This window comes from Flavisphingomonas formosensis (assembly GCF_009755815.1).
Taxonomy (GTDB): Bacteria; Pseudomonadota; Alphaproteobacteria; order Sphingomonadales; family Sphingomonadaceae; genus Flavisphingomonas; species Flavisphingomonas formosensis.
Map to the genome: position 1 here is coordinate 462460 of NZ_WRPK01000003.1, position 14483 is coordinate 476942.

9 protein-coding genes and 1 tRNA gene are annotated in these 14483 nt (G+C 63.5%); 3 read left to right on the plus strand and 7 right to left on the minus strand.

Features of this window, described 5'->3' with window-relative positions; genetic code table 11:
• Positions 1 to 163: 163 nt before the first annotated feature.
• Genes GQY20_RS11595 through GQY20_RS11615 form a run of 5 tightly spaced genes read right to left on the minus strand, consistent with a single transcriptional unit; the run spans position 164 to position 5035 of the window.
• Positions 164 to 1138: a DNA polymerase III subunit delta' gene (locus tag GQY20_RS11595; RefSeq protein WP_157217220.1), complete on the minus strand. Its 975-nt coding sequence runs from the start codon at positions 1136 to 1138 to the stop codon at positions 164 to 166.
• Entirely contained in the window at positions 1135 to 1758 is a 624-nt protein-coding gene (gene tmk / locus GQY20_RS11600; RefSeq protein ID WP_157217221.1) for a dTMP kinase, read from the minus strand. The genes GQY20_RS11595 and tmk overlap by 4 nt, the downstream gene beginning before the upstream one ends.
• Positions 1755 to 2933, minus strand: coding sequence for a D-alanyl-D-alanine carboxypeptidase family protein (locus GQY20_RS11605; RefSeq protein ID WP_157217222.1), 1179 nt, complete (start codon positions 2931 to 2933; stop codon positions 1755 to 1757). Before GQY20_RS11605 ends, tmk begins: the two co-directional genes overlap by 4 nt.
• Positions 2934 to 2952: 19 nt before the next feature.
• Positions 2953 to 3978, minus strand: a complete 1026-nt coding sequence (locus GQY20_RS11610) for a septal ring lytic transglycosylase RlpA family protein (protein ID WP_157217223.1) — start codon at positions 3976 to 3978, stop codon at positions 2953 to 2955.
• Positions 3962 to 5035 carry a lytic murein transglycosylase gene (locus GQY20_RS11615; protein WP_157217224.1) on the minus strand — a complete coding sequence of 358 codons (1074 nt, stop codon included), beginning with the start codon at positions 5033 to 5035 and terminating at the stop codon, positions 3962 to 3964. The genes GQY20_RS11610 and GQY20_RS11615 overlap by 17 nt, the downstream gene beginning before the upstream one ends.
• 106 nt (positions 5036 to 5141) lie before the next feature.
• Between GQY20_RS11615 and GQY20_RS11620 the strand changes: the two genes are divergently transcribed.
• A tRNA-Ser gene (locus GQY20_RS11620) sits at positions 5142 to 5231 on the plus strand.
• 13 nt (positions 5232 to 5244) lie between these two features.
• Here the strand turns inward: GQY20_RS11620 and GQY20_RS11625 are convergent.
• Positions 5245 to 5502, minus strand: coding sequence for a hypothetical protein (locus tag GQY20_RS11625; RefSeq protein WP_157217225.1), 258 nt, complete (start codon positions 5500 to 5502; stop codon positions 5245 to 5247).
• A 598-nt stretch (positions 5503 to 6100) separates the two neighbouring features.
• Between GQY20_RS11625 and GQY20_RS11630 the strand changes: the two genes are divergently transcribed.
• Both GQY20_RS11630 and GQY20_RS32540 read left to right on the plus strand, forming a co-directional pair.
• The gene (locus tag GQY20_RS11630; protein ID WP_157217226.1) at positions 6101 to 6592 is read left to right on the plus strand and encodes a helix-turn-helix domain-containing protein; all 492 of its coding nucleotides are present in this window, start codon (positions 6101 to 6103) and stop codon (positions 6590 to 6592) included.
• A 654-nt stretch (positions 6593 to 7246) separates the two neighbouring features.
• Complete coding sequence (locus tag GQY20_RS32540) at positions 7247 to 13174, plus strand: cadherin domain-containing protein (RefSeq protein ID WP_269769733.1); 5928 nt, start codon at positions 7247 to 7249, stop codon at positions 13172 to 13174.
• 145 nt (positions 13175 to 13319) lie between these two features.
• On the opposite strand, the gene GQY20_RS11640 is transcribed toward GQY20_RS32540, so the two are convergent.
• Entirely contained in the window at positions 13320 to 14405 is a 1086-nt protein-coding gene (locus GQY20_RS11640) for an AI-2E family transporter (RefSeq protein ID WP_157217228.1), read from the minus strand.
• Between the last annotated feature and the right edge of the window lie 78 nt (positions 14406 to 14483).

Sequence of the window (14483 nt, forward strand, 5' to 3'; positions counted from 1 at the left end):
GTCACGAACGGTCCTTCCAATGCGCAAGGCTGCGGTTCTCGAATTCGCCCAGGCCGAACGGGCGAGGTCGTTGCGGTCTCTCTAGCGCACCGCGATGACGGAGCAAGGGACGTGCACAACCTTCATCCCGCGTTCCGCATCTTCCTGCCTGTAGCGACGATGCTCAATGCCGGGTTGGGGCGAGCGACGCGAGCAGTCCAGCGAGGGTGAAGACGGTGGCTTGTGGATCGAGCGATAAAGGCACTGCCCCGCCCGCGAGCGCGCGTGCCTCTTCCCAGGTACGGATCGCGTGGGCCAGCGCGGTGCCGGACGTGCGCTTGGCGACATCGGCGATATGCCCTGGCACCCGCTCGAGGAACGCCTCGTAACGCGGTTGCGCAGCCTTGGTGGCGAGCGCGCGGGCAAGCGCGCTGCTGCGTCCGTTGCCGGGATCGCCTTCGCGGATGAGATCGGCGATCGCCTGGTCGAGGGAAGCGATATCGAGGCCGGCAAAACGCATCGCCCGGCCGGGTGAACCCTCCCCCGCCCGCACCAGCGCGGCGATCTCCGGTCCGCTCGCATCGGGAATCTCGGCGCGCAGAACCTTCTCCAACCCCGCATCGTCGAGGAGGCCGAAGCGCAGCACGCGACAACGCGAGCGAATGGTCGGCAGCAACCGGCCCGGTGCGTGGCTGACCAGAAAAAAGACCGTGCCGGCCGGCGGCTCTTCCAGATTCTTCAGGAGAGCGTTCGCGGCGCCGCGTTCCATGTCGTCAGCGGCATCGATGATCACCGCCCTGCGATCGGAGAAGCTTGGCGTGGTCGCGAACAGCGTCTGGAGGGAGCGGACCTGATCCACGGTGATGTTGCGTGCATGGTCATTGGTCTTTTCGCGGAACGCGCGCTCCAGCCGGCGAAAGTCCGGATGGCTGCCGGCTGCGATGAGCCGGGCGGTCGGATGGTCCTCCGGCGTGTCGAGCCCCGGCAAGGCGACCGGTGGTCCGGCCGCTTCGGCGAGCAGCCGTCGGGCGGCGGCTTCGGCGAAACGTGCCTTGCCGATCCCGCGAGGGCCGGCAAGCAACCAGGCGTGGTGGATGCGACCGGATTGAAGCGCATCGCAAAAAGCTTCTGTCGCTATGTGTTGGCCGATAATGCTCATAAAAGATCGTCAAGGGCGGCGATCAGCCGATCCGTCACCTCCGGCGGTTCGCCAAGTGCATCGATCACGCGAAAGCGATCCGGCTCTGCCTCGGCGAGCGCGAGGAAGCTCGCCATAACGCGGGAATGATAGGCCGCGTCGCGCGCGCCAAATCGGTCCGCGCCCTCGCGGTCCCGCGCCGCGGCGCGAGCGGCCGCTTCCTTGGCCGGCAGGGTCAGCATCAAGGTGCGATCGGGGAGAAGCCCTTCGCTGCCGATGAGGTGGAGCGCACGGATCGCTTCCGCGCCGATTCCGTCGGCGCCGCCCTGATAGGCGAGGGAACTGTCGAGAAAGCGATCGCTCAGCACATATTGGCCGGCGGCAAGCGCCGGCCGGATCGTCCGCGCCACATGGTCCGCGCGCGCGGCGGCGAACAGCAGCGCTTCGGCCCGCGGCGTCCAGCGATCGCCGCTGCCATGAAGGAGCAGCGCACGGATCGCCTCAGCACCAGGGCTGCCGCCTGGTTCACGCGTTTCCACCACGGTCTTGCCGCGCGCTCGCAGCGTTTCGGCCAGGCGCCTCATCTGCGTCGATTTGCCGACACCTTCGCCACCTTCGAGGCTGATGAAGCAGCCGCTCACGCCATACCGAACAGGTGGCGGAAACCGGCCGCGACGCGATCGAAGAAACCGGCCTTGCCGACCGCCTCCGCTGCGACCAACGGCGTGACCTGCGGCTGCGTGTCGGGCGTCGAAACGACCAGATCGGCGATATGTGCGCCTTTGGCGACCGGCGCCTTTATCGGCCCCTGATAGACCACCGCCACCTTCATATTCTCATTGCCAACGCCCGCGGGCACCGACACCGCCACATTGGCCGGCGCGACCAGGCCGACCTGACGTGCGTCGCCTTGCTGAACCTCTGCCGTCTGGACCTGCTTGCCGGCCGCGACGATCGGCACCGAGCGCCAGGCACGAAAACCCCAATTCATGAAATTGGTCGATTCGGTGATGCGCTGATTGAATGAGGTGAGACCTGCGACCACCATGACCAGACGCCGGCCATTCTGCTCCGCCGAGCCGGTGAAGCCGAAGCCCGCTTCCTCGGTATGGCCGGTCTTGAGACCGTCGGCTCCGGCAACGCGACCGAGCAGCGGATCACGATTCGCCTGGGTGATGTCCTGGCCGGCACCCATCGTCTTGCCCCAAGTGAACTCGCGCTGGCTGTAGAATTGCTTGTAGAGATCTGGAAAGTCGCGAATCGTGGCGGCGGCAAGCGTCGCGAGATCGCGCGCCGTGACATAGGTGACGCCATTGTCCGGCCAGCCATTGGCAGTGCCGAAATGGCTGTTGGCGAGCCCAAGCCGCTTGGCCGTGTCATTCATGCGCGCAACGAACGCCTGTTCGGTGCCGGCAATGCCTTCCGCCAGGACGATGCAGGCATCGTTGCCCGAAAGCGTGACAATGCCATGAAGCAGGTTGCCGACGCTCACCTGCTCGCCCACCGACAGGAACATGGTCGAGCCGGCGGCTGGGCCGTGCCACTGCTTCCACGTCTCCGGCGTGACGGTGAAGGTCTGATCCAGCTTCAACTGGCCCTTCTTGATGAGATCGAAGGCGACGTAGACCGTCATCATCTTCGCCATCGACGCGGGCGGCATGCGCCGGTCGGCATCCTTCGCGTAGAGCACAGCACCGGACGACAGATCCTGCATATAGGCCACTGGTGCGGGCGTATCGAAGGGCGGCGCCGCGGCGATCGCAGGCAGCGTAACGGCGGTTGCGAGCAACGCGACGACAAACGGACGAAACTTCATCTGGAAACGCACCCTTCCCTCAATTTCGGACGATCCTGGCGTCCTGATAGCCCTGACCCTGAATGCGCGCCAGCGCCGCTTCCGCGGAGCTTTCATCTATGTACGGCCCCATGCGCACGCGCCAGAGCGGCCCCGTTGGCTCGATGCGGCTCGATCCATAGACCGACAGCGCTGTTGCAAGCCCCTCGGCGCGGGCCTGATCGCTGAGCACCGCGACCTGGACGAAAAGGCTGGCGGTAGCCATTGGGAGAGGCGGCACCGGTGACACTGACGCGCTTGCGGCGGCAGGCCCGGCGGGCATCGGAGCGTAGGGAATGACCGCCGGCGGCATGACAGGCTGGCGCGTCGGCACTGGTGCCGGCCGATAAGACGGTGTCGCAGCCGAAGCCGCGGTCGCCAATATAGCGGGCCGTGCGTTCAGCCTTGCGTTGAGCGATGCCAATTCGGAAGGGGAAGCATTCGGCCGCATCACGGCGGGCTTGCCAGTCCGCAGCGCCAGCCGATCGTTGGCGCTCGGCTCGACACGCCGCACGCGCACGCGGCTCAACCCCTTGCGCTCGATGCCGAGCAGGCGCGCCGCCCCCAGCGACAGGTCGATGACCCGATCGGCGACGAATGGGCCCCGATCGTTGATGCGGACCAATATCGTACGGCCGGTATCGAGCGCTGTGACCTCGACATAGCAGGGCAAGGGCAGCGTCTTGTGCGCGGCGCTGATCCAGTTCGAATCATAATATTCGCCATTGGCGGTGGCGCCGGTGTGGAAGCCCGGGCCGTACCAGGATGCGAGACCTACCTCGTCATAATCGCGTATGTCGGCGGGATAATACCAGCGGCCCTGCACCTGATAGGGGCGGCCCACCTTCACCGGCGTATCGGAAACCGGCCCGCTCGGGCGATGCGGGCGCGAGTTGCCGGCGCTTTGCATATGGTGCGGCCCCCCGGCGCAGGAGGCGAGCAGCAGCGCCACCGCCCCGGCGATCCAGGGGCGCGGCGCCTGGCCCCGCCCCGCCCCGTTCGACACCCGTTCAGCGCGAGACGGCATTGGCGAGCAGCCCGACCGACAGCGCGTAGAAATTCGAGCAATTATAATCGAGGATCGAGCGATAGTTGGTGGTCAGCAGATAGGCGGTGGCGCCCGGCCCGTCCGGCTCGATCAGGCTCGCTTGCTCATTGTCCGAAATGCGCGCAGCGCCGGTCGGGATCACGCCGAGAGCCCGCCATTCGGCGACGCTCAGCCAGCGCGAATGGCGAGCATGGACGCGCGGGCACCGCGGCGAGACGATCAGCGGCTTCACGGCATCGCGGTTGAAGCCGGCGGGCACGCTGGCGGTGACGCCCCAGGGTACGTTGGGCTTCCAGCCGGCATTGACGAAATAGTTGGCGATGGAGGCGAGCGCATCGGCCTGGCTCGTCCAGATGTCGGCCTTGCCGTCGCCATCGCCATCCATGCCGAGCCGGATGTACATGCTCGGCAGGAATTGCGGATAGCCGGTAGCGCCGGCCCAGCTGCCCTTGAGCCGCTCGCGCGGGATGCCGCGATCGAGCAGCTTCAGCGTGGCGATGAACTCCTCGGTGAACAACTCCCGCCGTCGCCCCTCATAGGCAAGCGAGGCGAGCGACCGGAGCAGATCGAAATCCCCGGTAAAGCTGCCGTAATTGGTTTCATTTCCCCAGATGGCGATCATGATCGATTCGGGAACGCCGGTCTGCGCCTCGATCCGGCCCAGCAGTGGTCGCAACGCCTGATATTTGGCGCGGCCTCGCGCAATGCGGTCGGCATCGACGTGCTTGGCGAAATATGGCGCGAAATTCGGGACGGCCGCCGCCGGTCCGGTGGGCGGACCACCCGGCTGGCTGCGATCGAGATCGATCACGCGCTGGTTGAAGGTGAGCGTGGGGAGAACCGCATCGAGCGTGGCGGGCCGCACCCCTTCGGCGATCGCGCGCGGACGCAGGCCATAGAGAAAGGCTTGAAAACCCGCATCTGCATTTGGCTGGAAACTGTCGCTCTGGGCGGACGCAGTGCGCTCGCCGTCAATCGCGCTGGAGGGCAGCATGGCCGTGACGATCGCAGCGGCGGCCAAAAACAGGATACGCATATACACCCCTTCTTTGCGGTAGAGTGCCATAGCGGCACGACAAGGTGAATCCCCTTCGTCGCGCCGCTTGCACGAAAGAGCGCGGCGGGGATAAGGCGTGCCGGACGGATGGGTGGCCGAGTGGTTTAAGGCAGCGGTCTTGAAAACCGCCGTGGGTTCACGCCCACCGTGGGTTCGAATCCCACCCCATCCGCCAGACCTCCACCTCCTCAAGTGGGTTTGGAGGCGCCTGGTTCAGGCCGGGCACGATCACGCTGCGACGGCAGCTCATCGGAGCGCCCCTCTTCTTCGGCGGTCATGCCCTGAAGGGTCTGGATAAAGAACAGCAGGCCCCAGTCCGGGCCGTCATATAGTATTTCATCGTTGTCCGTAACGAGGATGTGATCCTGTGATCGGATGACCCTCACGCGTGGCCATTGTGCCGTCAACGCATTCACAGCGTCTGTCACCGACGAGAATTCCGGCACAAGTGTCTCCCACAATTTTCCCGTCGGGCCACGAAATTCCTGCGACAGGATTAACCACCGTCATCACACAAATTACGACGCTGCCTCGACTTCCATTCCACAGCGCTGCCGGTTTTGAGCGATGATGCCTTTCACCCATGCAGCCGGCGACGACCTGGTCACCGAGCCCTCACGGCGACGCGACGGGCAGAATGCCATCGCGGACCAATCTACGATGCCGCAATAAAAATCAAATTGGCTTTTCTTAATAAAGCCATCCCAACCATTGATTTAATTCGGAAAAGTTGGCGTGCTGGGATATGCTCGATGAATGGGTGAAGGAACCTGCCTTTGCTGTGCTTTACTCGAGCCAAGGCCGACTGATGGCCTTGCAGGCGACGCGGGCGATGGGTGCACAGCTACTCCGTTTTTCACACTACTGTCAGTCGTTTAGGATTATTTGAAGCGCAGCCGGAATGGTCCAAATTGGACACGGATGCCTCTTGGCAAAGGGGGGGCGTCTCCGTGACAAAATATTCAGAACATAGTTCATCCTGGCATGGGTGCGAATTAACGTGTCGCATGTCCATGTCGCACCGGAGAGGGGCGTAAGCGTAACATGGCGTACAGCAAACGGCGTAAGGAATATGAGCTGCGAGCGGCGCTCGATCATCCCGTCTTCGCGCAGCCACAAGCCCGGCCTTGCGAAGACCAATATCGGCACAACAGACAGCATGCGATGGTAGCCGATGACGATCCGGAAAGACGTCCGGTCGCCGAGGGAATCCTTCGCTTCTTCGACGTGGCGAACAATTATTGGGCGGACTGTGCTGCCACGAGCGCACCCGAACTCAGCATCCTGATGGACCTATATATCAATGAGCAGGATCACCGGTCGGTTTCCGTGGGCGATGCCTGCATTGCGGCGCGGGTGCCCAGCACATCCGCTTTACGGTCCATCGACAGTCTGATCGGGTCCGGCATGGTGATCCGCTATCCCGATCCCCGGGATTCACGGCGCAAACTGCTGCAACTCACCGATCTGTCGCGATCCCTGGTGCGAGGGTTCGTCGATGAAGTGGGCTCCGAGCGCAGGCGGCCGGCGCAGTGACCTGAGTTCGGCCGGCTAAGGATTGCTGGCAGGCGGCCTGTGACGGCCGCCACAGGCAGGCATGGCGAACCCTTTATGGATGCGGATCGCATTCATCCGAAGGATCGACTCGTCATGAAAAAGGCCCCACTGGAACCGACCCGCCGCTTCGAGATCGAGGTGGCCGCGGCGATGATCGTCAGCACGCTGCTCTGGTTTGCGCTCAGGGCGCTCTGATCCGGCAGCACCTATTCCACGTCGAGCAATCCCCCTTCCCACTCCTGTCGGATCGCGAGCCGGCAGTACACGGCTCGTTCGACCTGTGAAAAATCCGATCGCCATCAAAAACGCGGCATTCACCCCGCAGCCTGAGACATAAGGGCTCCCGCTGCTGGCAGTCGCATAGCCGGAACTGGAGCACGCAACGATATGCGGATCGCGCAGCGTGCGCTGCCGCATCGCGAGCGCTGCTTCATGGAACAGGCCTGTCTTCGCCGTAACGCTCGGCGAATCGCCATGGCATGGCGCGGTCGCAACGAGCGACACGCGCTTCGGATCCACCGATCCGGAACGGAGGGATCGATATTTCTTAACCATGTTCGAAAAGGAGCCAACAAGCCGCCACGCCAAATCTGTCCTGCATTTCTAGGCTTTTTACGTGCAAGGAGAGCGATTGTGGCGGAAATCGTTAAGATCGGTTCGGAGTCCGTGACCAGCACGACGACGACGGGCAACCAGACCGAACCAGATATCGTCGGCCTCACCGGAGGCGGCTATGTCGTCACGTGGCAGGACTATAACCCATCCCTTCTCGGGCTCGGCGGGACCGAGATCAGCCTTCGCGTGTACGACGCGAACGGCAATCCGGTGGGCAATGAAATAACGGCCAACCCGCCATCTATCGTAGGTGGTCAGATCGCCAGCCAGAGCGAGCCGGCGATCACCGCGCTCAGCAACGGCGGCTTCGCCATCACCTGGACCGATCCGGCATTGCTGGGCCTTACCGGCAACAATGTGATCACCCAGATATATGACGCGAATGGCGTGCCCGTCGGCTCCAATTTTTCAGCCAATGGTGGCCTGCTTGGTATTCTGGTCGGCGATCAGGAAAATGGCTCGGTCGCCGCGTTGTCGAATAGCAACTATGTCGTCGTCTGGAACAATACGCCGTTGTTGGGCGAAACCAATCTCCAGGCGCAGATCATCTCGTCGGGCGGGACCAAGATCGGCGACCAGTTCGCGGTCAACACGATCACCAACGGGCTGCAAACCAATTCGGTGGTCACCGGTCTCTCCGGCGGCGGTTTCGTCGTCGCCTGGGAAGACAGCAGCAACGGCCTCGGCGAAAATAGCGGCAGCGCCATCGCTGCGCAGATCTTCGATTCGAGCGGCAACAAGGTCGGCAGCGAGTTCCGCGTCAATACGACGACCGCGGGCAGCCAAACCCAGCCGGAGATCAGCGCGCTGACCAACGGCAATTTCGTCGTGAGCTGGACAGATCCGGCCAATAGCGGCGATCTCAAGGCGCAGATCTACACCGCCGCGGGCGTGAAGGTTGGCGTCGAGTTCACACTGGGCAGCGTCACCACCGGCGTCCAGGGCGACGTGTCGATCGCGGCCACGGCAGGCGGCGGCTTCGTCGCGGCGTGGGAAGACAGCAGCGGCACCCTCGGCGATACGTCGGGCACCTCGATCGTCGTGCAGGCGTTCGACGCCAGCGGCAACGCGATCGGCAGTGAGACGCGGATCAACACCGCCACCGCGGGCAACCAACTCAACCCGTCGATCACCGTGCTGGCCGACGGCACGCTGGCGGTGTCGTGGCAGACGCCGGGCGTCGGCGGCAACACGCAGATCGTCACCCAGCATCTCGCGATCGACTCCGCACCCGATATAGTGACCTTGAACGGATCGACGATCCCGGAGAATTCGGCGAACGGCACCGTCGTCGGCACGGTGACCGCCCATGACGCGGACGGCGGAACGATCACCTATACGCTGACCAACAATGCCGGCGGCGCCTTTGCAATCGATCCGAACACCGGCGTGATCACCGTCGCGGATGGCTCGCAACTCGATTACGAGACGGCGACGAGCGAGCAGATCACGGTTCGCGCAACCGATCAATATGGGCTATTCACCGATCAGAACTTCACCATCTCGGTGAGCAATGTCGACGAGATGCCCACGCTCACGGGCACGCCCGGCGACGATGTGATCACGGCGCCGTCCAACGACACCACCACAATCTATGGCGGCGACGGCAACGACACGCTGAACGGCGCTGGCGGCAACGACACGCTCTATGGCGGCAATGGCGACGACATCCTGAACGGCATGGACGGTGACGACACCCTCTATGGCGAGGCGGGCAATGACACGCTCAGCGGCGGGAACGGCAGCGACACCCTCTACGGCGGTGACGGAACCGAAGTCCTCAACGGCAATGACGGCGACGACATTCTGAACGGCGGCGCTGGTGACGATCAGCTTTATGGCGGCGCGGGCAGCGACACGCTGAACGGCAATGACGGCAACGATTTGCTCGACGGCGGGACGGGCGCCGACGTGATGACCGGCGGCGCGGGCGACGACACCTATATCGTCGACAATGCCGGCGATGTGGTGAACGAGGCGCCGGGTGAAGGCAATGACACCATCCAGACCTCGATCGACTATACGTTGACCAACAACCAATCGATCGAGACGCTGATCGGCACCAACAATGTCGGCCAGACACTGACGGGCAACGACTCCGACAACATCATCTCCGGTGCCGCGGGGAATGATACGCTGAACGGCGCGGGCGGCAACGACACGCTGAATGGCAATGACGGCAACGACACCCTCAATGGCGGCGATGGCGACGACCAGCTGCATGGCGGAGCCGGCAACGACACGCTGAACGGCAATGACGGCAACGACCTGCTCGATGGCGGGACGGGCGCTGACGTCATGACCGGCGGCGCGGGCGACGACACCTATATCGTCGACAATGCCGGCGATGTCGTGAACGAAGCACCGGGACAGGGCAACGACACCATCCAGACCTCGATCGACTATACGCTGGCCAACAACCAGTCGATCGAGACGCTGATCGGCACCAACAATGCCGGCCAGACACTCACCGGCAACGACTCCGACAACACCATTTCCGGTGCGGCCGGCGACGATACGCTGAACGGCGCGGGCGGCAACGACACGCTGAACGGCAATGACGGCAACGACACGCTCAATGGCGGTGACGGCAATGACCAGCTCTATGGCGGTGCCGGCACCGATACGCTGAATGGCAATGCCGGCAACGACCTGCTGGACGGCGGAACGGGCGCGGACGTGATGACCGGCGGGACGGGCGACGACACCTATGTCGTCGACAACGCCAGCGACGTCGTGAACGAAAATCCCGGTGAGGGCACCGACACCATCCAAACCTCTATCGATTACACCCTCACCGACGGCGACTCGATCGAAAATCTGAAAGGCACCAACAATGCCGGCATGGTGCTGGTCGGCAACAGCCTCGACAACCAGATCGATGGCGCAGCCGGAAACGATACGATCAGCGGCCTCGCCGGGGATGACACGCTGAACGGCAATGATGGCAACGACACGCTCTATGGCGGTGACGGCAATGACGTTCTGAATGGCGGTGCCGGCATCGATACGATGGTCGGTGGCGCCGGAAACGACACCTATTATGTCGATAGCGCCAGTGACGTAGTCCAGGAAGCGGCCGGTGGCGGCACCGATACGGTGGTCACGTCGATCAATTATACGCTCGGCTCCGGATCGGAAATCGAACAGCTCACGGCCAATTCGGATGCCGGCCTGATCCTGACCGGCAACGAACTCAACAACCGCATTACCGGCGGCGGCGGCGCGGACACGATCAGCGGTCTCGACGGCGATGACCAGCTTTTCGGCGGCGCCGGCAACGATACGATCGACGGTGGCAACGGCAACGATACGATCGACGGCGGCACGGGTGCCGATACGATGACGGGTGGTGCCGGCAACGATACCTACTATGTCGATGATGCCGGCGATACGATCGTGGAAGGTGCCGGCGGCGGTACCGACGTCGTGCGCACGTCGGTAAGCTACACGCTCGGAGCGGGTGTGCAGGTCGAGCAGATGATCGCGACGGTGAACACCGGCGTGACACTGACCGGCAACGAATTTGACAACACCATCTCCGGGGCCGCCGGCGACGACACGCTGTACGGCATGGCCGGAAACGACACGCTGAATGGCAATGCCGGCGGCGACACCCTCTATGGCGGCGACGGCAACGACAATCTCAACGGCGGCGACGGCATCGACACGCTGGAAGGCGGTGCAGGCAATGATCGCCTGAACGGCGGCACCGGCGCAGACGTGATGCGCGGCGGCGCCGGCGACGACGTCTATACGATTGACAATGCCGGCGACACCATCGTCGAGGCACTGGGAGAAGGCAATGACATCGCCCAGACCAGCGTGAATTATACGCTGGCGGAAGGCGTATCGGTCGAGCGTCTCGCTGCAACGTCCGATGCCGGCCTGATCCTCACCGGCAACAGCTTCGACAACCGCATCGATGGCCGCGCCGGCGCCGACACGATCAGCGGCATGGACGGCAACGACAGCGTCTTTGCCGGTGCTGGAAACGACATCGTCTATGGCGGAAACGGCAACGATGTCCTGCGTGGCGAAGACGGAAACGACACGATCGACGGCGGTACAGGCAACGACACGCTCGATGGCGGCGCCGGTATCGACACGCTCACCGGCGGCGTTGGCGACGACACTTATTTCGTCGACAATGCCGGCGACACCATCGTCGAGCTCAACGGTCAGGGTACCGACACCGTCCAGGCGTCGGTCAGTTACACCTTGGCGGAGGGCGTCTATGTCGAGCGGCTGATGGCCAGTGTCGACACGGGTATCACCCTCACCGGGAACAGTCTTGGCAACACCATCTACGGAGCGGCCGGCGACGATACGCTGCGAGGCCTTGCCGGCAACGACACCCTTTATGGCGGCGCCGGGACGGACACGCTGGAAGGCGGCGACGGCAACGACCGGCTGGAAGGCGGCGCGGGCGCCGACATCCTGCGCGGCGGCATCGGCGACGATACCTATGTCGTCGACAATGCCGGCGATACTATCGAGGAAGGTGTCAATCAGGGCAATGACACGGTGCTCGCCAATGTCAGCTACACGCTGGCCGAGGGCATCTACGTCGAAACCCTGCGCGCCAACGTGAACACCGGCGTGTCGCTGACCGGCAACAGCTTCGACAATCGTATCGAGGGGGCAGCCGGAGCCGATACCATCTCCGGCATGGCTGGGATGGATGTTCTGTCCGGCAAGGCCGGCGACGACGTAGTTTACGGCGGCGACGGCAATGACACCGTTAATGGTGACGAAGGCAACGACCAGCTCTACGGCGGCTCCGGCGACGATACGGTCTATGGCGGTATCGGCAACGACTTGCTGCTCGGCAATGACGGCAACGACAAGCTGGACGGCGGTGCCGGCAATGACACGCTGCAGGGCGGACTGGGCGACGACCAATATACTGTCGAAGGCCAGAACGACACTATCATCGAGCTGGCGGGCCAAGGCTACGATACCGTCCTGGCATATGGCAACTACACGCTGTCGGACGCCATGAGCATCGAGCAGCTCAGCGCGCGGTCGAATGCGGACCTCACGCTGGTAGGCAATCTGCTTGATAATCGCATCGACGGCTTGGGCGGCGACGATACGCTGATGGGAATGGACGGCAACGATACCATTTACGGCGGTCTCGGTACCGATCATATCGAAGGAGGGAACGGAGCCGACACCATCCGTGGCGATGACGGCAACGATACGCTGTTCGGCAATGACGGTGACGATTCGCTGGCAGGCGGCAACGGCACCGACATTCTCTACGGCGGCGCAGGCAACGACACGCTCGACGGCAATGCCGGCAACGACACGATGGTGGGCGGTCTAGGCAACGACACCTATCGGGTCGATAGTCTGAACGACATCGTCCAGGAAGCCTCGGGAGAGGGCAATGACACCGTCGTCACTTCGATCAGCTATAAGTTGACCGACACTATGTCCATCGAGACGCTGACCGCCTCGGTCGACACGGGGTTGACCCTTACCGGCAACAACTTCGACAATCGCATCAATGGTCGCGGGGGGGCTGACACGATCTACGGCGGCGGCGGCAACGACAGCATTTACGGCGGCGCTGGCAACGATGTGATCCATGGTGGAACCGGCCTCGATCAGCTCCGCGGCGAAGCTGGCGCTGATCTCTTCGTCTTCGACACGCTGCAGGACAGCGGCGCGACCCAGGCGACTGCGGACAAGATCATCGACTTCAGTTCGGCTCAGGGCGACAAGATCGATCTGTCCGCGATCGACGCGATCACCGGTGGGGGCAATGACGCCTTCACCTTCGTCAACAGCTTCTCGCATGTTGCGGGCCAGCTGACCACGACGGCGATCGCGAACGGCTTCCTCGTCCAGGCCGATGTGAATGGCGATGCAGTGGCGGACTTTTCGATCGTGGTCTCGACCTCGACACCGTTGACCGCGTCCGACTTCATCCTCTGAAATCTCCCGACCACCCCGGATCCCGTATTCGGGGTGGTCTTGCTATGCATCGCACAAGCTGACTTCTCGCATTGGCGAAGCCGTCGGAGCGTTCCTGCTCCGGCGGCGGAGCCGTTTCGAGTGGGAGGGCAAGGACGGCGCGGGATCAGGGCGTGTCGATGGGAACCCCGGCGTCTGCCGATTTGGGCCCGCCGTTGACCAGTTCGCGCCAGAGCAGGACAAGTGCGGCCATGGTGGCTGGACCTATGAACAGACCAAGCAGGCCGAAGGTCTCGACGCCGCCGAGAATACCGATCAGCACCCAGAGGAACGGCAGCCGGGTCGCACCTCCGATCAGCGCCGGCCGGATGAAATGATCGGCCACGAACACCACCGCAAAACCGAACACGACAAGGGCGATTGCCGAGCCCATCGCATCCTGGATGAGCAGCAGCAGCGCCGCGACGCAGAATAGCAGCGGAGCGCCGAATGGGATCATCGCCGCGACGGCGGTGAGCGCGCCGAACAGCACGGGATGCGGCACGCCGAGCACGAAATAGGCGATGGCGATCACGATCCCCTCTCCTATTCCCACCAGCACGAGGCCATCGATCGTGCCGCGGACAGACAGGACCATCTGCAGCCCGATCCTTTCGCCCGAAGGACCGAAGATCCGTTCGCTGGCGGTCAACATCTGCCGGGTCAGCAACGTCCGGTCGCGCAGCAGGAAGAACAGGGCAAACAGGGTGAAGGCGAAGATCACCGCCCGCCGCGCGATACTGCTGCCGATGGTACGGCTGTGGGCGATCAGCATCTGGCTGTTCAGATGATGGAGATGATCGCTCGTCGCCTGCGGAGTGGCGAGATTGGCCTGCCACCAGGCCGCAGCCTGCGCCGAGGCGAAGGGCAGATGATAGATCCACTGCGGTACCGGCACGCCATTCTGCGCCGCATTCTGTATCCAGCCTGAAACGTCCCGTATTTCGCTCGCCGCCTGGAAAGCGGCGATCGCGATTGGAACGAGGATGAGCAGGCCTATTCCCAGCGTGAACAGGCTGGGGAGCAGCAGATTATGCTTGCCGGGCGGCCAGCGCCTTTCGGCCCGGGCATAGAGCGGCATGATCGCGATCGCGATCACCACCGCCCAGATCAGTGCCGGGAGAAAGCCCCGCGCGATCCACAGCCCCAGGAGGGTCAATCCGATCGAAAGAATGATCCGCGAAATGCGCTGTCCGCGTTCCGAATGCGTCATGTGCCTGCCTCCCCACAGCCTCCTTAGCCGCGGCATGCCGCCAAGGAAATGCGGGCGACGCGATCACGGCAGAGGCTG